The organism is Vibrio sp. Isolate25 (assembly GCF_022398025.1).
GTDB classification, from domain to species: domain Bacteria; phylum Pseudomonadota; class Gammaproteobacteria; order Enterobacterales; family Vibrionaceae; genus Vibrio; species Vibrio coralliilyticus_A.
This window is the reverse complement of sequence record NZ_JAKEUT010000006.1, coordinates 102,406-126,348: the sequence shown is the minus strand read 5'-3', so window position 1 is coordinate 126,348 and position 23,943 is coordinate 102,406. Positions and strand designations below refer to the sequence as shown.

Annotated in this window: 21 protein-coding genes; 4 read left to right on the top strand and 17 right to left on the bottom strand. The window is 37.7% G+C overall.

Annotation, left to right across the window (positions count from 1 at the left end; genetic code table 11):
- Nucleotides 1-2 precede the first annotated feature (2 nt).
- The gene (locus L1D15_RS14030; RefSeq protein ID WP_239876189.1) at nucleotides 3-446 is read right to left on the bottom strand and encodes a GNAT family N-acetyltransferase; all 444 of its coding nucleotides are present in this window, start codon (nucleotides 444-446) and stop codon (nucleotides 3-5) included.
- 59 nt (nucleotides 447-505) lie between these two features.
- On the opposite strand from L1D15_RS14030, the gene murB reads away from it, so the two are divergent.
- The 4 genes from murB (at nucleotide 506) to L1D15_RS14010 (ending at nucleotide 5,247) form a co-directional block, all read left to right on the top strand.
- Nucleotides 506-1,552 (top strand): UDP-N-acetylmuramate dehydrogenase, encoded by a 1,047-nt coding sequence (murB, locus tag L1D15_RS14025; RefSeq protein WP_239876226.1) that lies wholly within the window; start codon nucleotides 506-508, stop codon nucleotides 1,550-1,552.
- Nucleotides 1,549-2,511, top strand: a complete 963-nt coding sequence (gene birA, locus L1D15_RS14020) for a bifunctional biotin--[acetyl-CoA-carboxylase] ligase/biotin operon repressor BirA (RefSeq protein WP_239876188.1) — start codon at nucleotides 1,549-1,551, stop codon at nucleotides 2,509-2,511. The genes murB and birA overlap by 4 nt, the downstream gene beginning before the upstream one ends.
- A 109-nt stretch (nucleotides 2,512-2,620) precedes the next feature.
- The gene (gene pssA / locus L1D15_RS14015) at nucleotides 2,621-3,961 is read left to right on the top strand and encodes a CDP-diacylglycerol--serine O-phosphatidyltransferase (protein WP_239876187.1); all 1,341 of its coding nucleotides are present in this window, start codon (nucleotides 2,621-2,623) and stop codon (nucleotides 3,959-3,961) included.
- 50 nt (nucleotides 3,962-4,011) lie between these two features.
- The gene (locus tag L1D15_RS14010; RefSeq protein WP_239876186.1) at nucleotides 4,012-5,247 is read left to right on the top strand and encodes a sugar transferase; all 1,236 of its coding nucleotides are present in this window, start codon (nucleotides 4,012-4,014) and stop codon (nucleotides 5,245-5,247) included.
- 3 nt (nucleotides 5,248-5,250) lie between these two features.
- Here the strand turns inward: L1D15_RS14010 and L1D15_RS14005 are convergent, their stop codons facing one another.
- The 16 genes from L1D15_RS14005 to L1D15_RS13930 form a co-directional block, all read right to left on the bottom strand.
- Nucleotides 5,251-6,009 carry a glycosyltransferase family 2 protein gene (locus tag L1D15_RS14005; protein ID WP_239876185.1) on the bottom strand — a complete coding sequence of 253 codons (759 nt, stop codon included), beginning with the start codon at nucleotides 6,007-6,009 and terminating at the stop codon, nucleotides 5,251-5,253.
- A 24-nt stretch (nucleotides 6,010-6,033) separates the two neighbouring features.
- Nucleotides 6,034-6,810 (bottom strand): hypothetical protein, encoded by a 777-nt coding sequence (locus L1D15_RS14000; protein ID WP_239876184.1) that lies wholly within the window; start codon nucleotides 6,808-6,810, stop codon nucleotides 6,034-6,036.
- A complete protein-coding gene (locus L1D15_RS13995; protein ID WP_239876183.1) occupies nucleotides 6,756-8,087 on the bottom strand; it encodes a sulfatase-like hydrolase/transferase in 1,332 nt (443 codons plus the stop codon). Before L1D15_RS13995 ends, L1D15_RS14000 begins: the two co-directional genes overlap by 55 nt.
- A 72-nt stretch (nucleotides 8,088-8,159) precedes the next feature.
- The gene (locus L1D15_RS13990) at nucleotides 8,160-8,726 is read right to left on the bottom strand and encodes a hypothetical protein (RefSeq protein ID WP_239876182.1); all 567 of its coding nucleotides are present in this window, start codon (nucleotides 8,724-8,726) and stop codon (nucleotides 8,160-8,162) included.
- 1,138 nt (nucleotides 8,727-9,864) lie between these two features.
- Nucleotides 9,865-11,010 (bottom strand): O-antigen ligase family protein, encoded by a 1,146-nt coding sequence (locus tag L1D15_RS13985; protein ID WP_239876181.1) that lies wholly within the window; start codon nucleotides 11,008-11,010, stop codon nucleotides 9,865-9,867.
- Between the two features lies 1 nt (nucleotide 11,011).
- Complete coding sequence (locus tag L1D15_RS13980; RefSeq protein ID WP_239876180.1) at nucleotides 11,012-12,382, bottom strand: CDP-glycerol glycerophosphotransferase family protein; 1,371 nt, start codon at nucleotides 12,380-12,382, stop codon at nucleotides 11,012-11,014.
- Nucleotides 12,383-12,546: 164 nt separating this feature from the next.
- Nucleotides 12,547-13,203, bottom strand: a complete 657-nt coding sequence (locus L1D15_RS13975) for an acylneuraminate cytidylyltransferase family protein (protein ID WP_239876179.1) — start codon at nucleotides 13,201-13,203, stop codon at nucleotides 12,547-12,549.
- A gap of 1 nt (nucleotide 13,204) precedes the next feature.
- Nucleotides 13,205-14,371 carry a UDP-N-acetylglucosamine 2-epimerase gene (neuC, locus tag L1D15_RS13970; RefSeq protein WP_239876178.1) on the bottom strand — a complete coding sequence of 389 codons (1,167 nt, stop codon included), beginning with the start codon at nucleotides 14,369-14,371 and terminating at the stop codon, nucleotides 13,205-13,207.
- Nucleotides 14,364-15,362: an N-acetylneuraminate synthase family protein gene (locus L1D15_RS13965; protein ID WP_239876177.1), complete on the bottom strand. Its 999-nt coding sequence runs from the start codon at nucleotides 15,360-15,362 to the stop codon at nucleotides 14,364-14,366. Before L1D15_RS13965 ends, neuC begins: the two co-directional genes overlap by 8 nt.
- Nucleotides 15,362-16,786, bottom strand: coding sequence for an oligosaccharide flippase family protein (locus L1D15_RS13960; RefSeq protein ID WP_239876176.1), 1,425 nt, complete (start codon nucleotides 16,784-16,786; stop codon nucleotides 15,362-15,364). Before L1D15_RS13960 ends, L1D15_RS13965 begins: the two co-directional genes overlap by 1 nt.
- The gene (locus L1D15_RS13955; RefSeq protein ID WP_239876175.1) at nucleotides 16,770-17,990 is read right to left on the bottom strand and encodes a hypothetical protein; all 1,221 of its coding nucleotides are present in this window, start codon (nucleotides 17,988-17,990) and stop codon (nucleotides 16,770-16,772) included. The genes L1D15_RS13960 and L1D15_RS13955 overlap by 17 nt, the downstream gene beginning before the upstream one ends.
- A gap of 67 nt (nucleotides 17,991-18,057) precedes the next feature.
- Nucleotides 18,058-19,074: an NAD-dependent epimerase/dehydratase family protein gene (locus tag L1D15_RS13950; RefSeq protein ID WP_239876174.1), complete on the bottom strand. Its 1,017-nt coding sequence runs from the start codon at nucleotides 19,072-19,074 to the stop codon at nucleotides 18,058-18,060.
- Between the two features lie 18 nt (nucleotides 19,075-19,092).
- A complete protein-coding gene (gene tviB, locus L1D15_RS13945; RefSeq protein ID WP_239876173.1) occupies nucleotides 19,093-20,373 on the bottom strand; it encodes a Vi polysaccharide biosynthesis UDP-N-acetylglucosamine C-6 dehydrogenase TviB in 1,281 nt (426 codons plus the stop codon).
- Nucleotides 20,374-20,590: 217 nt separating this feature from the next.
- Nucleotides 20,591-21,712 (bottom strand): GDP-mannose 4,6-dehydratase, encoded by a 1,122-nt coding sequence (gmd, locus tag L1D15_RS13940; RefSeq protein WP_239876172.1) that lies wholly within the window; start codon nucleotides 21,710-21,712, stop codon nucleotides 20,591-20,593.
- A 72-nt stretch (nucleotides 21,713-21,784) separates the two neighbouring features.
- Entirely contained in the window at nucleotides 21,785-22,483 is a 699-nt protein-coding gene (locus tag L1D15_RS13935; RefSeq protein WP_239876171.1) for an acylneuraminate cytidylyltransferase family protein, read from the bottom strand.
- Complete coding sequence (locus L1D15_RS13930; protein WP_239876170.1) at nucleotides 22,476-23,942, bottom strand: aminotransferase class I/II-fold pyridoxal phosphate-dependent enzyme; 1,467 nt, start codon at nucleotides 23,940-23,942, stop codon at nucleotides 22,476-22,478. The genes L1D15_RS13935 and L1D15_RS13930 overlap by 8 nt, the downstream gene beginning before the upstream one ends.
- Between the last annotated feature and the right edge of the window lies 1 nt (nucleotide 23,943).

Sequence of the window (23,943 nt, the reverse complement as noted above, 5' to 3'; positions counted from 1 at the left end):
ACTCATTGATATACTAATACATCACCGGGCAAGAATTGCATTGGAACTAATTTCTTATTTCGGTTGTAACGATGAAACCGCTCTTTTAGTTGACCGGGCAAGCCTGAAGGTTCTATTGTTGCAAACCCATGCTGAGCGTAGAAACTTTCTAGGTGTTCGTAAGCAAAACAGTAGTCCCTATCTGCAAGGATATTAACAGAGCAATATTGCATCAATTGATGACCTAAACCGAGTTGACGTTTGCCAGGCACAACCAACATACCCGTAAGTAATCTGATATTTTCTATCGTTTTCAAGCGCACAACCGACACAATTTGATCCTCGAGATACCCTACTAATGTCAGCTCATCCTTTTTAGCCTTACCGGATGGGTAAAACTGCTTATACAAACGCGTGACTAAAGGCAATTTTAGCGGATCAATCTGTTCTATCTGCATGGCGTTCATTATCACCCAACCTTTATTTGAGGTAGAATGTGCGCAGTTTAGATTACTCAATAAATCCGATGCAAATATTAGCTAACGCAGATCTTAGTCGCTTCCATACCTTCTCCATTTCTCAAACCTGCTCTTACCTAGTTGAAGTGGCAAACGTTGAAGAGATTCAACAAGCCTATCAAAAACGAGAATGGTTGGGTCTTCCCAAGCTAATTTTGGGTAAAGGCAGCAATGTTTTATTTACTCAGCCCTATCAAGGCGTTGTAGTCGTGAATAATTTACTCGGTAAATCAATAACTGAAAGCGACACTCATTGGCACCTGCACATTGCAGGCGGTGAAGATTGGCCTAGCTTAGTCAAATGGAGCGTTGAGCAGGGTTATTATGGATTAGAAAACCTCGCCCTTATTCCTGGTTGTGCTGGCAGCGCCCCAATTCAAAATATTGGCGCTTACGGCGTTGAACTGAAAGATGTCTGCGAATACGTCGACGTACTTTGTTTGGAAACCTTTCATACAAAGCGATTGAGTACTGAAGAATGTCGATTTGGCTACCGAGACTCCATTTTTAAACATGAGCTGTTTCAGAAAGTCATGGTTGTAGCGATTGGCTTAAAGCTCCCCAAGCAGTGGTCAGCGAATATCGAATATGGCCCACTTCAATCTCTGCAAAGCGAAACCCTCAACGCACAGCAAGTGTTTGAACGAGTTTGCCAAATCCGAACGGAAAAGCTGCCTGACCCTACCAAGCTAGGCAATGCAGGGAGCTTCTTTAAGAACCCAGTGGTATCAAACCAGCAGTTCGAAAATTTGAGTAAACAATTCCCCAATATTGCCGCGTACCCAACACAAGGTGGCGTAAAAGTAGCCGCAGGCTGGCTAATAGATCAATGCCAATTGAAAGGCCATCAAATCGGCGGGGCTCAAGTTCACCCTAAGCAAGCCTTGGTGTTGGTGAATAAAGACAACGCCACAGCAAAGGACGTTGTCAAATTAGCTACCACAGTTAGACAAACTGTGTTTGAAAGGTACCAGATAACCCTAGAACACGAGGTAAGATTTATCGGCTCTCAGGCAGAAACCAATCTTGAGGAGATATTGGGGAATCAGCAATGAAAGAACATTCCGTCAAGCTCTCTATCTTGAAGGCTTTATCTCAAGGAGGCTTTCACTCGGGAGAGGAGCTTGGAGAAAAGTTTGGTGTCTCTCGAGCAGCGATCAGTAAACACATCAAAGGTATCCAAGCTTGGGGCGTCGATGTATTTAGCGTGCAGGGAAAAGGCTACCAACTCGCTAAACCTATCCAGCTACTCGATCAGGAAATACTCCAAAATAACCTAGGTAACCACGTAGAGCTAATCCCCATTATCGACTCAACCAACCAATATCTACTCGATAGAATCGATAGTTTAGAGTCAGGGTCAGTTTGCCTTGCAGAGTATCAAGCCAAGGGCAGAGGTCGCAGAGGACGAGAATGGGTATCTCCTTTTGGCTCAAACCTATACCTATCGATGTTTTGGCGTTTAGATGCTGGTATGGCAGCCGCGATGGGGTTAAGCCTTGTGGTTGGCGTGGCAATTGTCGAAGCTCTCGAAGAAATGGGACTGACAGGTGTTAAGTTAAAATGGCCGAATGACCTCTATTATCAAGATAAGAAGCTCGCAGGCATTCTGGTCGAAATGTCAGGTCAGGCTGGTGCAGCGGCCAACCTTGTAATAGGTATGGGGCTCAACCTGATGATGTCAGAGTCGACGGAAGGTATTAATCAACCTTGGTCTAGTCTCTCTGAGGTGGCAAACAATCAGGATATTGATAGAAACCAGCTCGCGATTTCCATGATAACTACACTACATAAAGCGTTGACTGATTATGAACTGTATGGAATGGTCGGGTTTGTGGAAAGATGGAACCGACTGGATAACTTCATCAACCGTCCTGTTAAACTGCTTATGGGGCCAAGAGAGATCACTGGGCTCGCTAGAGGTATTAACGAACAAGGCGCGGTACTTTTAGAAACGAAAAATGGTTTGGAAACTTATATTGGTGGTGAGATCAGTCTTCGCTCAAATAAGTAAATCACAGGCTTTACCATTGCGATTGTCGAAGCAAGATCTGGCCGCTAGGAACTGCTAGCACATTTTGCTAATATCCATGTCCACGTTAAGTAAAGGTAACCCATCCAACATGATGACTAATAGGAATTTATTCGAACAACTTCCTACTTTGGCGCAAGATCCCGCTCAGTTTGAAACCCTTTATGCGGCTAAAGATTTTCGGATTCGCTTAATTGAAGCGATTCGTCAGGCAAGTAAACGAATCTACCTGGTTGCTCTTTACTTAGAAGATGATGAAGCGGGAAGAGAAGTCTTAACCGAACTCTATGAAGCCAAGCAGCGTAACCCTGGTCTAGAAGTGAACGTCTGTGTTGACTGGCACCGTGCTCAACGTGGTTTGATTGGTGCTGAGCCGGGGGAAACCAATGCCTCCATGTATAAAAACTTTGCAGATAGATATGAACATAAAATTCCAATCTATGGCGTACCTGTTCGAGGACGTGAAGTCTTTGGCGTCCTGCACTTAAAAGGCTTCATTATAGATGACTCAGTCATCTACAGTGGCGCGAGTCTTAACAACATCTATCTTAATTATAAAGAACGCTATCGTTTCGATCGCTATCACGTTATGAACAATAAAGCACTTGCTGACAGCATGAGCAGTTTTGTGCAAAAAGAGATGATCGAACATCCGGCAGTGAATGATTTAGCTTGTCCGAGTAAACCTGATACCAAAGAGATAAAAGTACAGATTCGCCAGCTACGTGCCTCTCTAGCGAAGTCCACCTATCAATTTGAAACTCAGAGTGTCTCTCAAGAACAAGTCGCGATCACGCCAATCGTTGGGGTTGGGAAAAAGCGTAATAAACTTAATCAAGGCATCAATCAATTACTAGCAAAAGCGAAAGATGAAATTTTCATCTGCACGCCCTATTTTAACTTCCCACGCAGTGTTGCCAAAGAAGTCAGAAAGGCCCTAAAACGTGGGGTAAAAGTGACTATCGTCGTAGGTGATAAAACAGCCAATGATTTTTATATCTCGCCTGAGGAAGAGTTTAAAACGATTGGTGGCTTACCTTATCTCTATGAGCGTAACTTGCGCCAATTTGCTAAATCTAATGAAGCCAATATCGCAAGTCGTAAGCTTTCTATCCATTTATGGAAACACGAAGAGAATAGCTTCCACTTAAAAGGCATTTGGGTAGATAAGCGCTACATGCTAATTACTGGTAACAACCTAAACCCAAGAGCCTGGAGTCTAGATCTAGAAAACGCGATCTTTATTCAAGACCACTTCCACCACCTCACTCCTCAATTTGAGAAAGAAGTGGAGAATATTCTTCAGCATACTCAGCTAATTTGTACTTATAGGCAGTTAGAAAAAGCGGAAGATTACCCTGAGGCGGTGCAAAAGCTAATACGCAAGATAACTCGCGTGAAGGCGGATCGGGTTTTGAAGCAGATTTTGTAATCTTTAGCATACATAAATTTTTAACACTAACACAAAAGAAAGCAATTATAGTGAAAAAACAAATATTATCGAATTCAGTCCTCTGTCATGGCTTGGGTATAGCATTAATATTCTGCTATTTATTAGTGTTATCTGGAGGAAAGCTATCTACGCTTCCAGAAACTGTGAAATACAGTATATTAAGTGTTTTAATTGCTTATACAGCCACAGCCAGTACACTACCTCAAATCAGTAAGTACATGTTGGTAGAAAGGAAATACTACATACTCCCTGTCCTTTTGACTATGTTTGCTATTCTAGCTGGAACTATTGCGCTCACTAGGTTGGAGTATTCTCGCTCAATCCTCATTCACGGCTTTTGTATAAGCTTCGCTTGGTTGTATATAGTTAGCTTGATGACAAAAAACTATAAAAAACTCAAGCTTTCTGCTTTAGAAAACTTTGACTTAGCGATATTTGAGAACCATAAGAATATTGACATTATTCCTTTAGGACAAAAAAGAGACATAACCTCAATCCAATCAGGACTTGTAGTAGACTTACATAAAGAACTTAGCCCAGAAGACTCTAAGTTTGTAGCTGACTGCAGCATTAATAACATCTCTGTATTTCACTCCGAAAGCATCAGAGAGATGATTGAAGGAAAAGTTCAAACTTCACATTTATCTGAAAATGCCATTGGAACGCTCAGTCCAAATCCTATTTATTTTAACCTAAAACGTGTATGGGAATCGGTGTTAATTATAGCCAGTTTCCCTATAACACTCCCAATCATGGCTATTACAGTAATACTTATCAAAATAGAAAACCCTGGTCCAGCTATGTTTGTACAAGAACGAGTAGGTCAAGCGGGAAAAACATTCAGAATTTATAAGTTTAGAAGTATGACTATTAAAAGTTCTAATACAGTAGATAAGTTCGCTACAGAGGAGCAATCAAGAATTACAAAAGTTGGGAGAGTAATTCGCAAAGTGCGAATTGATGAGCTCCCTCAATTTTTTAATGTACTCAAAGGCGAAATGTCTCTTATAGGCCCAAGGCCCGAACAGGAAAGCTTTGTAAAGCGATTTGAAACTGAAATTCCTTTTTATGGTTATCGTCATATGGTCAAGCCAGGGATTACAGGTTGGGCTCAAACTGTACAAGGTTATGCAGATGATACTGACTCTACAAGAGAAAAGTTAGCTCATGACCTTTATTATATAAAGCACTTATCTTTTTGGCTAGATATGAATATTGTGATTAAAACTGTTAAAACAATGCTTACAGGGTTTGGGGCTAAGTAGCCCCTATATCTTTCTAGTCAGACCTTTATATGCATAATGACGGAAGTAGTTAATAGACTTAATAAAAGAAAGTTTTTCAACTTCCCGATATATGCGCCACTGATACTTTAAAACACTAAATTTATTCGAAGAAAGTGAAACTGTCCCAACCCTATACCTCGCTAAAGGTTTATCCACAAGTCCTTGGGCACAGTTGATGTTTCTTAAAATTTTAAGCCATAGTCCCATATCTTGTCGCTTCACGATATTCGGCATATATACTTTTCCCAAGACCTGAGCATCATAGATTGCAGTCAAACAGCCAATCTGATTAGATTTTAATATATCTTTGTAAGTTAAAGTTGGTGGTGGTGTTCTTAAGCCTAGAATTTTTCCCTTTGCATCAAAAACCTCGTAAGAGGTGTAAGAAAAGCTAACACCCTTAGTCAGCATAAAGCTGATTTGCTGCTCAAGCTTTTCTGGATGCCAGAGGTCATCAGAGTCTAAAAAGGCAATAAACCTACCTCTAGCGCATGAGAGCGCACGATTTCGGGTGACAGCTGGTCCAGCGTTCCAACTACGGCGTATAAACACAATCTGCTTATCATCTTCTATACATGCCAGTACCTCCTCAGGTAATGGCTGTGTAGAACAATCATCAACTATTATATGCTCATAATTTTTATAAGTTTGTTTTTGCACACTTTTAATTGTTTCAAGAAGTTCTAATCCTGGATTATAACAGGGGGTTATTATCGAAACTAAATTACTAAATCCGCTCACGATTGACCTCTATTTGTATTTAAATCAGTTATTGATCAAATGCAGATCGTAAAGCACTAATTCTGCACTAGGGAACTGAATGGAGTCAAATTTTTTAATACCGTTTGTCCAAAGAAAGATATTCGCGTCTGAGTAATTATCTTTAATAATATTATAGTTTGTAAAGCTTCCACTTACATTAAAGTTTGAAAATAAACCTATAATATCGAGTGAAAAAGGTCTTGTACCGATATCCTTATTAGAAATCCAATATATAGAGTCACACCCTAACAATCGAAGAATAGTAGAGTGAAAAGTAGATTGCGTTTCAACATATATCTCCCTAAAGTCATTTTCCTTGCTCTTTACAATGTTGCATACATTACTCAGATCATAGGTGGTTGAATATTTTAGGTCGAGCCAAACAATGCCATTGAAATGTTTTGATACTTCAGAAAGATAACTCTGTAGAGTGACAAGTTTACCTGAAAAGCTTTGAAAACGAACAAGCTCACCATCTGAGTCAGTTTTCCCATAAGAAACAAATAAATTTCTATAGTCTTCGAGGTATGTTACATCAATTTCAATAGCGCCTACTTTTTTTAAAAATGGAACATTGTTAGAGTTGAGAGTAAGTTTTTCCTTTATATCTATTTCCTTACTAAAGTCAGTAATATTTTCAAGGCTATTTTGATAGCTTTCAATTAAATATACTTGAGAAGCATGCAACCCAATTTCCTTAGCGTGAGTGTTAGCAGAAAATAACACTAAAAAGAGCGAAAGTAATACTCTTCGCTGATACTCTCTATTAATTTTAACCATTTCTCATCTCCAGTAATCTCTGACAAAATAAAATAAGGCAATTCATATAAATTTTCAACTCTTGATATATCACTATTAGATATACAATACGTATAAAAATTATCTTCTTCTGTATAACCTTCGATGAAGGGCTGGTGGTCTCCACAGACAATAGTAAAAGCGCTTTGTGCATTGAAAAAGGTTAATATCTCCTCATTTCGATAATGAGACATATTTACAATCCTATTAAGCTGATTCCCTTCAATTTTAACGACATCGGGTCTCTTTTTTAGATTACGTTCATAAGGATAATGACCATATGAACCAACAACATAGTTAAACGCCTTGGAATTTGGTTCAAACTTTTCTAGTGCGTAATCAAAAACCACACCGTCGTAAACGTAACCTCCAGGCTTATCAAGAATGTGTTCTTTATTATTATGTAAAGCCCAATCTTGTTGCTCAAAACCTAGGTATTTATATGTTTTAACTGCATTATACATCCAGGGCCTATTTGCATTTATAACTGTAGTATTATAACCAAAATCGTTTAAAACCCTTGGTAAGCAGTTTAAGTCATAAGAAATATAATTAAACTCAATGAGAGGACTCTTTAAGGAGGGAGCTCCACATAAAGACTCAAACTCGGATCGTGCGCTTTCTCCTGCAAAAGTAGAAACCCTGACCTTCTTATAACTCAAACCTGCTTTCGTAAATACCTCAAGGCTAGATTCAGAGGCAAAAAACAGAGATTCCAAAATTACAAGATTTATCGGCTTTTCAGGCACAATAGAGACTTCTTTACTATAAAGCTTTATGAGCGTGTCTTCTCTATCTTTCACATAAACATGGCCTAACTTCTTAGAGAAGTCTCCAACCAGTGTGAGTATAAGCCCTTGTTTTCTATAATTTTCGATTGGGTTCCAATCGATTCTTCCGAAAGTTACATTGGATATGAGGACAATAGCTATCAAAAATGTAGAAAAAGTCCAAAAATTTATTCTAAAGCATTTATATATAATATAAAGAAAACTAGCAAAAATACTTAAAAAGAAAACGACAACGATTGATTTAATTAGATAGCCTATTCCATCTAAGTATAGGAACTCCCTTAAAAGGAAAATATCGAACAACGATACTGGGGCCTCATAAAAGTTCCAATAGAATGTCATTAATGCAAAAGAAGATAACAAAAAATATAAGAAAATCCTTTTAGAGATACCATTCCTAACAAAAAAATAGTAGAAAATAAAAATAATAATCAAGTCTATATAGGATGAAGGATGAAAATTAACCATTACAAATTCCCTAAGTATACAACCAGAAATAAATCCTCAGTCATAATTTTACCCCTAAAAAATTGAACTTAACTACAATCTATGATAGAGATATATATCGTTCACCACGGAATGATCTAATACGGTACTCCATCGATAACTTTCCTTTATAATCTTAAGCTTCATTTTAATTTCAAGATAGTTTTCGACTGCATACCGCAAAGCACTCTGAAATGATTCATAACAATCCCTATCAAAGGATAGCTTTTCTAAACCGTGGGTTATAAGGAACTGATAATTTTCGCCAACGTTACTCGAAATAAAGACTTTTTCGTAAGTAAGTAACGTATAGAGAACACCAGATTGAGTAGCAGCTTTATAAGGAAGGATATAAATATGCTCTTGTAGTAACATAGCAAGTAGTTCTTCGTGAGATAGGTATCGGTCAACAATACATATATTATTGTTCTTTGAAAGGGCTTGCTTAAGGTCAGACATACTTGAAGACCATCTACCATAAATATCGAGGGGTAAATCAATCTTTTGTCGTTCGAAGAAATCTAGTCCTTTATAACCTTCCACTCGGCCCCAGAATACCAATCTCCCTCCGAAACGTGAGCTCGATACTTGATTAAGTTCTTTATCGCTTGCAATAGGCATTAAACCATGTTGGACCAATTTTACATTCTTGTGGAGACCATACTTAGTCCTAAATCGGTCCTTTGTGAACTTACTGACAAAAACCAAAGTCGGTACTATTTTACTAATGATTCGAAAAGGAAAAAAAACCTCCCCTTTATATCCATGGGGGACATCATTGTGCATTGTAAATACTAACTTATTTCTAAGGAGAAGAAAAAAAGGAATCTCAGCTGTAGCGAATATGCTCCAGATAAAATGAATTGAGTGATAGCTATAGCTACTAAAAAAAATAAGAAGAAGCATTCGCACGTAGTTAATAAGGCCACAAAACCTATTAGTAACACTTGGTGTGATATTATACTCGCGTAAATTAACGTTTTTGTTATCCCTTAGCTTATCAATATATTCATAATTACTGCTTGTTTTTGAGTAATAAAAATCAACTAGATAGTACTTGCTAACCTCGCTAATATAAAAGTAGTCATATGGTAGAGAGTAGGACGAAGGATCTACAACTGCTATTTTTTTTCTCAACTAAAAACTCCACAAACCTAATGAAAAAAACGCTCATACCGAACGGAATAACGAATATCTGAATTCCTATGTTTAATAAACTTAGCAGGATTACCACAGTATACACTGTAAGGTTCTGTGGACTTAGAAACAACTGATCCAGCTCCAATACACCCTCCCTCACCTATAGTTACACCTGGGAGGATAATAGAGGACGTAAAGATTACCGAATTTTTATGGATTACAACAGGTTTAGAACAAGAAGAATACATAGGGTCATCCAAGTAATGAGACATTGTAATAATCTGCACACCCGGTGTAATATCTACATTATCGTGAACAACTAACCCACCCCTACCATCTAGAAAGCAGTCACGCTGTACGTTTGAACATTCACCAATTTTGATGTTCCATGGAGAGTAAAATTTAACATTCATATGAACTGTCGAATCACCAATATCCATCCTATATATGTGTTTTAACAAGAAATGTCGTATACGATAACTAGGAACTTTATTTAAAATATTATTCCAGACACCTTGAAAAAAATATGACACCTTTGACTTCACAACAAACTCCTAAAACAAGCTTATATTAATACCTAGAACGTGACATTAGCACAATTCTAACGATGTCTATCAACTCAAAAGGGGAATCTTTTTTTATCAATTAATAAAATAGACACCCAATAAATCCATATAAATGGCGTAAGTAACAATGACTGCTGAAGAAAAGACACCAGTACAACGACAAAACCAGCAAAGATCTCGCGCGTATGGAGGCTTTTTCTAAATAAGTAGATCATCAAGTAGAAAAAGGGAAAAGACCCGACTATACCTAGCTCGGATAGGATAGAAAGATACATATTACTTGAATAAGATAGTTCCATATGAACAGAGGAACTAAACACATTAGAATAGTTATCTAATAAGGCCCCTGAGTTCCCCCACCCTACACCAACAAGCCAATTATCAAAAAACATCATAAGAGCACTTATAGTAAGAGCGATTCTTATTCTTGTCGAGCCATCTTCAAACATTAAAATGCGAGTAACGCGATCTCCTAAAAAAAACCATGCAAAGAAACAAAGTGCCAACATCAATAATATGGCAAAATAAAATTTTGGGGAAAATAGACTAAAACGAAAGTTTTTTAGAAACAGGTACAGAAAAAATAGCAGATAAGAAGAAAGAGAAAATGAGAATAAAATACCTAAGGCTAATAGGAACAAATAAGATTTTTTTTTACTAGTTGAATCTACAATACTGTATACTAATATAAAATAAAATCCCATCGATAATGGTTCGTTAAATATAAATGCTAATCTCACCAGGCCATATTCTGGATATGTTTTAATAATATTAATGAAATCCACATCAAAGTTCAAGTTAGCAACTAACGTTAATACCACATAGAACAATGCGATAAATGAAGTAACTTGTGCGAGTCTATTTAGCATTAATTTAAACTGAATTTCATTTCCATCATATAAATAGTAAATGCAACACATAAAAAAAACATAAACAAACAAGTGTAGTAATTTAACAAAATTAAAATCTATTGCTAGAACTGAAACTAAGAATGATAATATTAGAAGTATAATCGCAGAAAAAACACCCCTGTTTATTGAAAATTTCAATCTTCCAGTTAAAACAATATAAGGAATAGATAAAGTTGTGAATAACAGAACCCCTAAACTTGGCAGTGGTAATATATTCGATGTATAAAGTGAGTTAAAAAAGTCTGCAGTAATCAATACAAACACTAGGAATGCGCTAATTATATACATCCTATATAATCCTACTAACAATATTATTTACACCATTACCAAAATCAAAAATGTAAGCATCTCGAAGTGTTTTAGTTGACTGACTACACTGCTCGGAAATGTTATCAATATAATCACATAAATCTGAGTAGCTAGAAGCTACGCTTGACTGGTGTGCACCAATGATCTTTGAAAAATGGTCAGTGTAGTAGAACCTTTCTACAGATTGATAAAAGCTTTCATTTGGTTTATTGATATGATCAAAAGCAAGGTTAATCACAGGTTTATTAAGAGCAGAGGAATCGAGGGTTATAGATGATGCCATGTTAACAACAACGTCGGCAACAAATAAATCATCAAATAGCTTTAGAAGAGTGTCGGAGTTGAACTTAACCGAATCTTCTATTTGAGCTAAATTGTGTTCAGGAATATTCAACTTGAAACTATTTCCATTTCTTGGAAGGTTTTTATATAAACTACTAGACTCCTGAGGATGAAGCCTTACGTATAGAAACTTACCAGGAAACCGCCCTCTTTCGAAATCATTCATAAGCTTCTCGACAATAAGCTTTTCATTTGGGTATAGGCGCTCTACAGCTGTTGTATATACAACAACCTGCTTGTCTATCGGTATACCTAACTTTTCTTTAACCGATAACAACGAGGTTTTATTAACATGCTCTTTATATACATCAAACTGAGGAATTCCAACTTTGTATACACTTGAGTTAGAATTAAAAAAAGAATCAACAAAGAATTTGTATTCAAGCTCGTTTATTTTATTCCAAACTAAAACACTATCTGTTGGAAGAACGAAGCTACCTTTCGTAGTTATTACATCCCAGCTATGAACAAGGGACACAGTATTAATATTATTTTCGTAGCCAAAAGCAAGGTAGTAGTACTCATTAACTTTATTGTTTAGCGTGCTAAAAATAACATCAGGTCCAAATTCTTTTATAGTATTTAATACATTTTCATTATACAAACTTTTTATAAGTAACCATCTAAGAAACAAAAAAACTCTTTTGTTCTTTGGTAAGAATATAGGTAGTAGTCTTAACTTAAAAAAAGACTTCCATCCCAGATACTTACTATTTCTTTGCTTAATTTTGTAACTATAAGTACCTTGCGCCTTTTGCATTAATGAAGCACAGAGCAAGAACAATACATTGCTAATAGTGTAGGCAGATGGCCTTATTAATTCAGATACGCGTAACTGTAGTGGAAACCGATCCATCAGAGTCAAAATAGGTGGTTCATTACAAAGCTCTTTTGGTAATACAACCATAACTTTACAACCCCTTTCTAGTAACTGCTCTAATACACCTGTCAGTACAATATTCCTATAGCTGTAAGAATATGGGAGTGTGATAAGTATATTCTTATTCATATATAAGATCCCTAAAAGATATTTTTAAAATTTCTGATTATTTCATATCATTTTAGTTTTATACAAGTGAATTTTTAATAAAAGGGAGTTCCCTCCCCTTCAAGTAAAGTAATCATGCATACAAGCTACAATAACACAAAAATATTTTTACAATTCAATTTATTTTAATATAAAATCTTCTCTACTATTTCCCAGTCTTCAATATCGTCTATATCAAAACTATCTAATTTGGACATGAAATAAGGAATTACTCTACCCCCAAAAATGTAATCCTGAATATTTGAGTTACGAGTGATGTATATTGCAGCACCATTGCGAGCAAACAGTCTCTCAACGTCTTGTCTGCGTTTTGGGCTATTGTCTCCCTTCAAATACCTACCTTCTAAGGTCATTAGCTTTTCAGGCGAAAAGTTATGGGGAACCTCGACGACGCTGACTAGACTATCAGCGTCGTCATCGCATGAAAACAATTCCAAGGCCTCATTTATATGTAGGCAGCTTCTTAAAGGAGATGTTGGTTGCAATGTGACTATGGCATCAAATTGCTCATCAGACCTATTTACTACATCTTGAATAACCGGCAGTGTTGGAACCAAATCACCAGAGAGTACTTCATCTCTAAAGAATACTTCGGCTGAGTAAGAGTAAGCCACTTCTGCAATCTTATCACAATCTGTTGACACCACTACTATGTCCAAATTAGAACTAAGGGCAGCTTCAATGGTATAAGCTATCAGTGGCTTTCCATTCAGAAGTTTTATATTCTTTTGGGGAATCCCCTTGCTACCGCCTCTAGCGGGAATAATACCGAGACTTTTCATACTAATAGTTAATTGTTTTTTGGATACTAGTGGTGAATTCAGACAAACACTGCGCTATTTTTTTACCAGCATAACCATCTCCATAAATATCCGAAGACTTGTATCTACCGTGGCTCAGCTGTGTTGAGATAGCATCAAAGATTTCCGTTGAATCATTTTTGGCATCGATTACATTTTCTCCCTTCATCCGCATTTTCTGTCTCGTGCCAATATTGACGACAGGGGTCCCAACAAATGCTGCATCACGCAGGCCTGAACTACTATTACCAATCAGGCATGCTGTTGTATTGAGTAAGTGAATATAGATACTTGTCGGCAGATTTTTGAATAGATGGAGCCATTCTGGATTGTATTTTTCTCGAAATGTTCTTATCGCCTTTGAGATGTCATCCGAGCCAGCATCTGCGTTTGGCCATAGCAAAATAGTTGGCATTTTTAGTTTGTTGAGAGCGATTAAAGTCTCCTCAAATTGAGCTCGAGCATCGACGAACTCCGTAGTTACGGGGTGCTGAGAGACCAGTAAAAATGGGGAGTTTAGGTCGAAACTACCCCCAACACCACCGTAAACATCGAAAATTCCCTTTAATTCTTCAATAGAGTCACTTTTAGCCAACTCATGTCGAATTAAGTCAATTCTAGGGCAACCGAAGTTAAATACATCATTTGGATGCTCGCCCATTTTAATTATTCGTTCCCTTGCGTCTTCATTGGCAGGGAAGTGTAAGTGTGAAAACTTAGTTATGGCGTGCCGAATGCTTTCATCAATTGTTCCTGTGACCTCGCCTCCCATTGTATGAGCAATCTTAATATTCTGATAAGCGGCTGCAATAACCACGCTCATCATCTCAAATCGATCACCCACAATGACAACAAATTCTGGATCCAACGCATCTAGTATCGAAGAGGCCTCTATTAAACCCAACCCTGTAGACTTAGCCATCGTGACAGGATTTTCACCTTCGATAAGATTGTAAAACCTAGCATCAATTTTAAAACCATCCTTTATCAACAAGTCTTCCACTTTGCCAAATCGGTCTAGTATGGCAGACGCACCGACTACCGTTTGTAGATTTAGATCTGGGTGGTTTTTAATCGCAAGCATGACTGACTTAATGCTACTGTAGTTCGCTCGACTGCCCACAAATACTAGGATATTTCTTTTATTCATAGTCTGAATACTCAATTCTTGTGTTGGGTTTAATGTTTCTTACAACAACTTTGCCAATTAGGCTTCTATATTCTTTTGCTGGGATCCCAGAGCCAGGCTTCTTAAATGCGAGGTCTTCAAACGCTATGACTTCACCAATTTTTAATGCACGATTTGTAACAATGCTTTTCTCAAAAGTGAGCTTCATATTATCTAATTCCGACGTTACATCTTGCTTAGAAATCGTACTTGCAAGTGCAATATCTACATCGCGGATAGAATCGACTAACTGCTTAAATTCGTGTGGTTCAGAGGCAAACTGTGCATCACTACCATACATAGACTTAGACAGTGTAAAGTGTTTCTCAATAACTTTAGCGCCTTTAACAACTGCCGCAATACTAATGCTGTTTCCCGATGTGTGATCGGAATATCCCGTATCCAATTTGAATCGCTCTTGCATGTAAGCCATCATATTTAACCCAGAGTATTCAGGGGGGCATGGGTATTTAGAAGTACACTGCAATAAGACGACATCTGGGCAACCGTACTCCTTTAGAGTAAAAATCGCCTGCTCAAGGTCCTCCCAGCTACTCATACCACTTGATAAGAGCACTTTTTTTTGAGTTCTTCCTAAACGTTCCAATAAAGGTATGTTACTGACCTCGCCCGAAGCAACTTTATAAAATGGAACGCCAACTTCTTCTAACATATCAATAGCTTCAATTGAAAATGGAGATGAGATAAAATCGCAACCTAGGCTATTAGTATACTCTTTAAGCTTTTTGTGTTCTTCAAGAGTAAATGCGGTTCTCTCGAAATATTCTTTGCGTGATTCATCTTTAAAATACGGAGGGTTTGGTGCGTCATCGAGAGACTCAGCTTCATAAATATGAGTTTGAAACTTTACACAATCTACCCCTGTGGCAGCCGCGGCTTTAATGAATTGCTTAGCCAGACCTAGAGAGCCTTCATGTGTATTCCCTATTTCAGCAATGATATATGTGCTCATTAAGACCTCTTTAAAATTTCTTTAATGTGTTTTGGATTAATTTTTCCGCTTTTCATTAAGTATAAAAAAAACACTAAAACGAGAAAAGAATAAATAGCATTTTGAGTAATAAAGCTATAATTTGTGTTTACGTAACTTGAGAAAGTTATGACAGAAATAATCGTCATCAGCTCTTTAAAGTAGCTAACTTTATAGTAAAGCTTGTTATAAATCGCATAAAACAATGACATAAATAGCATTGAGCAAGTAAAAGCATATACCGCCGAGTCAAAGCTCAGGGTTGTTGCCAATGTTGAAACTAATATAATATTAATTATTCCTGCTATCGTTGTAACGACTGGTATCAAGTGAGTTTTCTTGTCAAAAAAAAGCAGTGTTGTTGAAAAGCAATATGATAAACGAAATAGATAAGCTCCTACCATAACTGGAATGAGTACAATTATCGAACTGTACTCATTGCTAATCCAGTTCTCAACAATAAAGCTAAGAGCTTGAGTTAAAATCAGATACAAGATAAAGAATAGCATCAAAAAATCCGAATAAGAACTTTTAATGAACTCCTTTCCGGACTCCCTATTATTACGTAGTTTTCTAAAAGCAGTCGGCTGCCAAGCAGTGTTAATTGAATTAACACATATTTTATTCAAGGAAGCTAACTTAAACAACACTGAAAATAACGCAACATCTCGAAGCGAAAGTTGATTAGTTAAAATTATAACGCTTGAAAAGTTAAAGAGATACCCACCTAGTTGATGAAATACTAACGGCCAAGAGTAACTAAAGATAGGCTTGATAAAGTCGGTACTAAGGGAAAATGTGAAGCTTCTTTTTGACTGAAAATAAACAAGAATAAAGTTAAATATCGAACTGAGTAGAAGCACAGAAAGTATCTGAAGCACACCACCATTAAAGAATGTTAAAAGAACAAAAATTGATGATATTTGAACTAATGTGACGAGCGCAACGCGTTTTACAATAACATGTCCAAGCTCTTGGACTATGAGCACGGCATTAAAAGCGGAATTCATTACACTAAATAAAGACGTTAATAAAACGATAACTAGCTCTATGTCATAGTTATCCAACTTACCACTAAATAATAGAACATTGAGCTCAGACCTAAACAAAAACGTTATAAAAACAAAAGTAATCGAACAGAGAACAACAAGCGATAGGATAGTACCTATCAACTTCTCCCTTTCTTTAGATTCTGTGAAATCAAAGTAAAATCTACCAATTGACGAATGCAGTTGTAAAGAAGCAAAAACTGTTAGCAATGGCGGTATTGACATTAAAGCATTATATACCCCAAAGTCATCGACACCCAAATGTTCGGTGTAAAGCTTTAATAATATAAACCCAGACAACTGAGGAAATAAATTAACAAGCAAAAAAGAAATTATATTTTTAAAGTTGTATTTCATTTTCAATCAACTGCTTTAATTTCAACATACCCCTACCTGGCTCATCGTCAATTAATTTAGAGTCGGAGAATACTTCTTTTTTTAATTCTACATAACGATTTGGGTCTCTAACATAAGCGCCCAATTCCGATACCAAACACTGAATTTCTTTAAATACTTTAATCGAAGCGTAATCATCAAACATTTTGTAATTGGCATCAAAACAATCAATAACTAACGATGGAATACCATGAGTTGTAGCTGTTAAAACAGTAGTTGAAAAGGTGGCAATATAGATATCAACTGACTTTAGACCAACATCAGTTCTTTGTTCGGATATTTTGCAGTTATATCTTGACTCTAAGTAATGATAATTCGACTTGTCCATTTTTGGATGAAGGAACACAATAACTTCTTTTTCAAGGTTACAAATACCAGACAAGACATTCTCAATGATTGCTATGTGCTCTGACCAAGATAAAATGTCATGCTCATACATCTGAGGTAGAGCAAAACCGATCACTCCAATACGCTTACGTTCATTTAAATATGCATCTTTTATTTTATATGAACCTGTAACTATGATGTTTTCTTCATCCACACCAGCGTTCAGGTATTCAAGCTTACTTTTTTGATTGTTTAAGCACAATGTTGCATTGTTATTTGCTCCCATTACCCAAGGATTCTTAGAAAGTACCCCAAATATTTTTAATGCAATGATTGTGTTTATCGGATAGTAGCATAGTTTTGTACCTTCAAAGTCTACTACTAGATGATTACATAACACCTTCTCTAGCCACGTAACAGCAAATTTTTCTTTTCTACTAACTCTAGCTCTCAGCATTCCTTCTTTTGTAGCGAATGTTGCAGTACTTGGAATTATCATTTTGATCTTTTCCTTCTTACAGAAATAGTAAAAAGGCAGTATATATCCATCGGCATAGCTTCTGTCGTTAGCAATTAGTGCCTGCTTAAAGTTAGATGGAACACTTTTTTTTATAGAAAGATACTTCTTGTAAAAACTTAGTACCGATAATGGTGTCAATAATATCCTCTTTAGAAAGAGATGTAATACGCTGTTTTCTTTTCTCTTTCTTTTATTATTTTCGGTTGTAACTTCTTCTGCCTTAGCGTTTTTATTATTCAGATAAATAAAATCAACCTGCTCTATTTGAGAAAAAGGTTGTTTTAATGTTTCGGACGCTAGGACAACAGTCGCACTCAAGTTACACTCCTTTATTATATAAGCGAACTCATTAGCACTCATTAAGTTATCAGGATATACCAGGATATTATTTGATGTCATTAGTATACCATGACATTGTAATTTTTATTCCTGCCTTGATGTCGTATTTCGGGTTATACCCTAGTACTTTGATTGCTTTACTAATATCAGCTTGAGAATGGCGCACATCGCCCGTTCTAAAATCTTTATAAACAGGTTCATTGATTACATTACTATCTAGTAAATTAGTCTTCATCAGGTGATACAACTCGTTCAAGGTAGTTCTATCTCCAACAGCTACATTGTAGACCTGATTGCTTCCTTCATCATCCGCAGTTGCGGCTAGTAAGTTCATTTGAATGACATTTTCAATAAAGCAAAAGTCACGGCTGGTCTCTCCGTCACCATTTATGTGAATATCCTCTCCTTTAATCATCCCCCAAGCCCATTTAGGTATCACCGCTGCGTATGCGCCATTTGGATCCTGTCTCTTGCCAAAAACGTTAAAATATCTAAGGCCTATTGATTTAAAACCATAAGTACGCGCATAAACACTTGCATAAAGCTCATTCACATATTTAGTTACTGCGTAAGGAGAAAGGGGGTTACCGATGTTTTCTTCTACTTTCGGTAACGCTGGCTGGTCGCCATAAGTTGAACTACTCGCTGCATATGTAAAGCTTTTGACTTCTTCATCTTTTGCAGCATTAAGCATATTTAAGAAGCCAGTTACGTTAGCGGCATTTGAAGTAATTGGATCTACAATCGAACGAGGTACAGAACCTAAGGCTGCCTGATGAAGCACATAATCAACTCCACTTACAGCTCTTGTACAGGTTTCGTAATCTCTAATATCACCTTCAATAAAAGTAAAGTTATCCCAGTGTTCTGTGGAAACCAGGCTTTTGACTTCATCCAAGTTATGCTGGTGGCCTGTTGCAAAATTGTCTAAACCTACAACTTTCTGATTTAATTGTAAAAGTGTTTCCAGTAGATTAGAGCCTATAAAGCCAGCCACACCTGTAACTAACCAGCTTTTTGGGCTTTGTATTAACTGTTCTTTTATTTCATCATAGCGAGTCATTGTTGTTAATCCCTTAAATTAAAGACGCATATCTACATCGTTTTTAGGTAACACGTATTTTAGGTCATACAATACATGACTTGCTTTACCTAACTTACGGATATTTTCGGCACCCATTAGTTTAAACTCATTATGAGATACCGCTAAAATAATCGCATCATAAGTGCCTGCTTTAGGAGACTCTGTTAAACTCAAGCCGTATTCATGGTTCGCTTCCGCATTGGAGCACCATGGATCAATTATGTCAGCATCAATATTGTATTCTTTCAGCTCTTCTACAATGTCTACGACTTTGGTGTTACGGAGATCTGGACAGTTCTCTTTAAAGGTTAAGCCCATCACCAAAACTTTAGCGCCTTCGACATGAATGCGTTGTTTGACCATTTGTTTAACTAATTGAGACACAACGTATTGCCCCATACCGTCGTTTAAACGACGACCAGCTAGAATCATTTCGGGATGGTAACCCACGGTTTGCGCTTTGTGAGTCAGGTAGTAAGGGTCAACACCAATGCAATGACCGCCAACAAGACCAGGACGAAATGGTAAGAAATTCCACTTAGTGCCTGCCGCTTCCAGCACTTCTAAGGTATCAATGCCAAGCTTATTGAAAATGATTGAAAGCTCATTAATCAATGCAATATTCACGTCTCTTTGAGTATTTTCTATAACCTTGGCAGCCTCAGCCACTTTAATAGAACTTGCTTTATGTGTTCCAGCCTCGATCACCGACCGGTATAGTGAATCTACAAAACTTGCAACCTCATCATTTGAGCCTGAAGTTACTTTAAGGATATTCGTTACACGATGCTCTTTGTCTCCTGGATTAATGCGCTCAGGCGAATAGCCAGCGAAAAAGTCTTTATTAAAGGTTAGACCTGAGCTCTTCTCAACTGCAGGTATACAGACTTCTTCAGTCGCACCTGGGTAAACTGTCGATTCATATATAACTATGTCCCCTTCACTAATCACACGACCGAGCATATCACTTGCTTTTATAAGGGGTGTCAGATCTGGTTGCTTGTGTTCATCTATGGGGGTTGGAACTGTAACAATGTACACATTGCAAGGTTTTAACTGGTCCATAGAGTCACTAAAAACTAGGTGTCTAGCATTTTCAAGCTCTTTCGATGAACACTCGAGAGTAGAGTCTATACCTGCACTTAGCTCATCTACACGAGCTCTGTTAATATCAAACCCTACTGTATCAAATTTTTTGCCAAACTCTACCGCTAACGGTAAGCCCACATAGCCCAATCCAATAATACCAATTCTACTGTTCTCAAGGTTAAAACTCATCTACCTACCTATATACTTTATTCTCACGACATGCTCTGGAGATGCTGACTAGCATTTATCAACGTTGGAATGCACAAATTGAGCATTCTAAATCAGCTAAGGTTATTAGTGAGCACATTGACAAAAAAAGCCGCATCAATCTTATCATCTCAGCAGCCTAAAACGCATTATGCTCACTGTATAATAACTACTCGCACTCACTTAATTTTATTTAAGATCAACGAGTTTTAGAAATCGAAACATCGTGTCCATGAGCTTGGAGAAGTGCGTGTTGTTTGGCTTTCTCTAGATCGTATTTAACCATCTCAGCACACATTTGCTCTACTGAAACTTCTGGTACCCAGCCCAACTTTTCTTTGGCTTTGGTTGGGTCGCCTAAAAGTGTTTCTACCTCTGCCGGACGGAAGTACTGTGGGTCAACTCTAACTATAATATCTCCGACGTTTAATGCTGGGGCATTATCCCCAACAACAGCCTCTACGATTGCGACCTCATCAAGTCCTTCACCTTCAAATCGGAGGGTGACACCCAACTCATGAGCTGACAACCGAACAAATTCACGCACAGAAATCTGCATACCAGTAGCAATCACAAAGTCGTCGGCAGTTTCTTGTTGAAGCATCATCCATTGCATTCGAACGTAATCTTTTGCATGTCCCCAATCGCGCAAAGCGTCCATGTTACCTAAATACAAACAGTCTTCTATTCCTTGCGCTATGTTAGCAAGGCCACGTGTGATTTTACGAGTTACAAATGTCCCGCCTCGTCTTGGCGACTCATGGTTAAACAAAATACCATTACAGGCGTACATCCCATAAGCTTCTCGGTAGTTCACTGTAATCCAGTATGAGTACATCTTAGCAACAGCATATGGAGATCTAGGGTGGAAAGGAGTGGTTTCTCTTTGCGGTACTTCCTGTACCAAGCCGTAAAGCTCAGAAGTCGATGCTTGGTAAAATTTGGTTTTTTTCTCAAGTCCTAGCAACCGTATTGCCTCAAGCAGTCTCAACGTGCCAATTCCGTCGACATCCGCAGTATACTCAGGCGACTCGAATGACACGGCAACATGTGATTGGGCACCTAAATTATAAATTTCATCAGGCTGGACGTCTTTTATTATTCTTATAAGGTTAGAACTATCCGTTAAGTCACCATAGTGTAGAAATAATTGTCTATTTTCATGATGACTATCTGTTTCTAAATGATCAAGGCGCTCAGTATTAAATGATGAAGAACGGCGCTTAATACCATGTACTTGGTAACCTTTTTCTAGCAAAAACTCTGCTAAGTATGAACCGTCTTGGCCGGTTATCCCGGTAATTAATGCTACTTTTTTCATATTTTAAACCTTTAATTAGATTAGCCAGTTTACTTACCAAACCCGAAACTCAGCTATTCTTTAAAATTAATATTACTCAACACCTTCGAGTAAAAATCGCGCAAAATCAAAGTCCAATTTTGTATCAATATCTATCGAACATTCTTGACTCATTATGCTGGCTACTATCTCGTCTGAATAATGTCTGTATTTATATTTCTTGAGAAATGCTACTCTGTAAGCGTATATAGCTCCGTTGAGCCTAAAATGAGTAGGCAAATCTTGACTACGTGCTTTTGAATGTTTACTATCTAGAAAATTGCCCATTTTGCGATCTACCGGAAGTGTATTTGACCAGAGTGGGCTATGCTCACACTCACACACACTAACAACGCCAGAGACATCTTTACCCTCGAGTAAACGCAAACTGTTGTCTATATCTAAAGCAGTTCTCAGAGGTGAAGTAGGTTGCAATAAAATCACAATATCGTCTGATTCAAGCGCTAACTCATTAATTGCGTGTAGAAGAACATCATCGGTAGATGCTGTATCACTTGATAACTCTTTAGGACGAAGGAATGGTGCCTCAGCCCCCCACTCTAACGCGACGTTCTTTAGGTTAACATCGTCTGTGCTTACCACTACTCGGTCGATATATTCCGACTGCAGACTAGCAGCAATAGTCCATGCAATTGTAGGTTTTCCAGCAAGTGGTAGAATATTCTTCATCGGTAATCTTTTGCTGCCAGAACGTGCTGGAATTACAGCAAAAACCCTTTTTCCCTCAAGCACTCTTATTGATCTCCTCAAACTTGATAGATGATTCGATGCTCTTTATAAGTGCAGCTGAAATAGTCTCAATATCTTTCTCAATCAAATGAACAGATGTGGGTAAGCTAATAGAATTCAATGAAATCTCTTTACTCGTGCCATTTAGAGCTGTTTTACAATCACGAAACGCAGGCATCTCTGACATTGGGTAGAAAACCGGGCGAGTATCAACACCAACTTTAGCTAGCTTCTCAACTAGACTGTCTCTTTCGATCACACAATGAGACTTGAGTTTAACTGTGAACAGCCAATAGCTATTACCATAGCCTTGCTCAATAGTTTGCCTTTCAAAGAAACCTGATGGCATTAGATGTTTCTCATACCAAGAGAAAATATTCATTCGTTTAGCTCTGAAGCTCGATAATTGCTCAAGTTGTGCGCAACCCACCGCAGCTTGCATGTTGGTGAGACGATAATTAAAACCAACAACTTCATGCCAGTATCTCTTATCTGGTCTCATGCCATGATCTCGCAAGACCTTCGCCCTTTCATAGGCATGACGATCTTTAAAGACCACGGCTCCTCCCTCACCACAGGTGATGACTTTATTGCCAAAAAACGAGAACGTACCCGCGTCTCCAAAAGTACCGACATGCTTCTCCGAAATCGTCGAACCCAAAGCTTCTGCACAATCTTCAATAACGGTCAAATTATGCTGTTTGGCCAGTTGAGCTATTTTCGGCATATTGCACGGAACACCATATATATGAACTGGCATAATGGCTTTTGTTTTAGGTGTAATATTGGCTTCAACCAGATCAACAGACATGTTCCAGTTGCTTTTATCTACATCCACGATAACCGGACTCGCCCCTGTTTGTATAACAGCATTCAAGGTTGCGCCGAATGTCAGGTCAGGGACGATAACTTCATCACCTGGACCTATTCCCAACGCGACTAATGCTAAGTGCAACGCAACCGTACCATTGCTTACAGCAAGGACGTACTCTGCGCCCGTATAATGTTTGATATCGCTCTCGAACTGCTTAACATATCGCCCTTGGGATGAGATCCAATTGCTCTTAATACAATCGGTGACATACTCAAGCTCATTACCTCCCAGCAATGGTTCTAACACGGGAATTCTGTGCAATCGATAGATAGAAGCAAAATCTACTATGATTCCTTTATCGTCTACAAGGGGGATCACCTTTATCCTATCACTCAAACCTGCTTGAATTTCTTCAATTGTAGCGTTGTGATGAAGGCTAACACAATCAGAGTTATATATTTTCTCAATATTATCATTGATCGTTTTTCCGGAAATAATCGCTCTTCGAATATCTCCATCGGTAATGACACCGAGCAGCTTACCTTCATTAACTACAAATAGTAGACCTTGTGCATTGTGATCGATTTTTACTAACGCTTCTTTTAACAAAGCGCCATTAATAATACACAAATCTTCTAAGTCAATCATA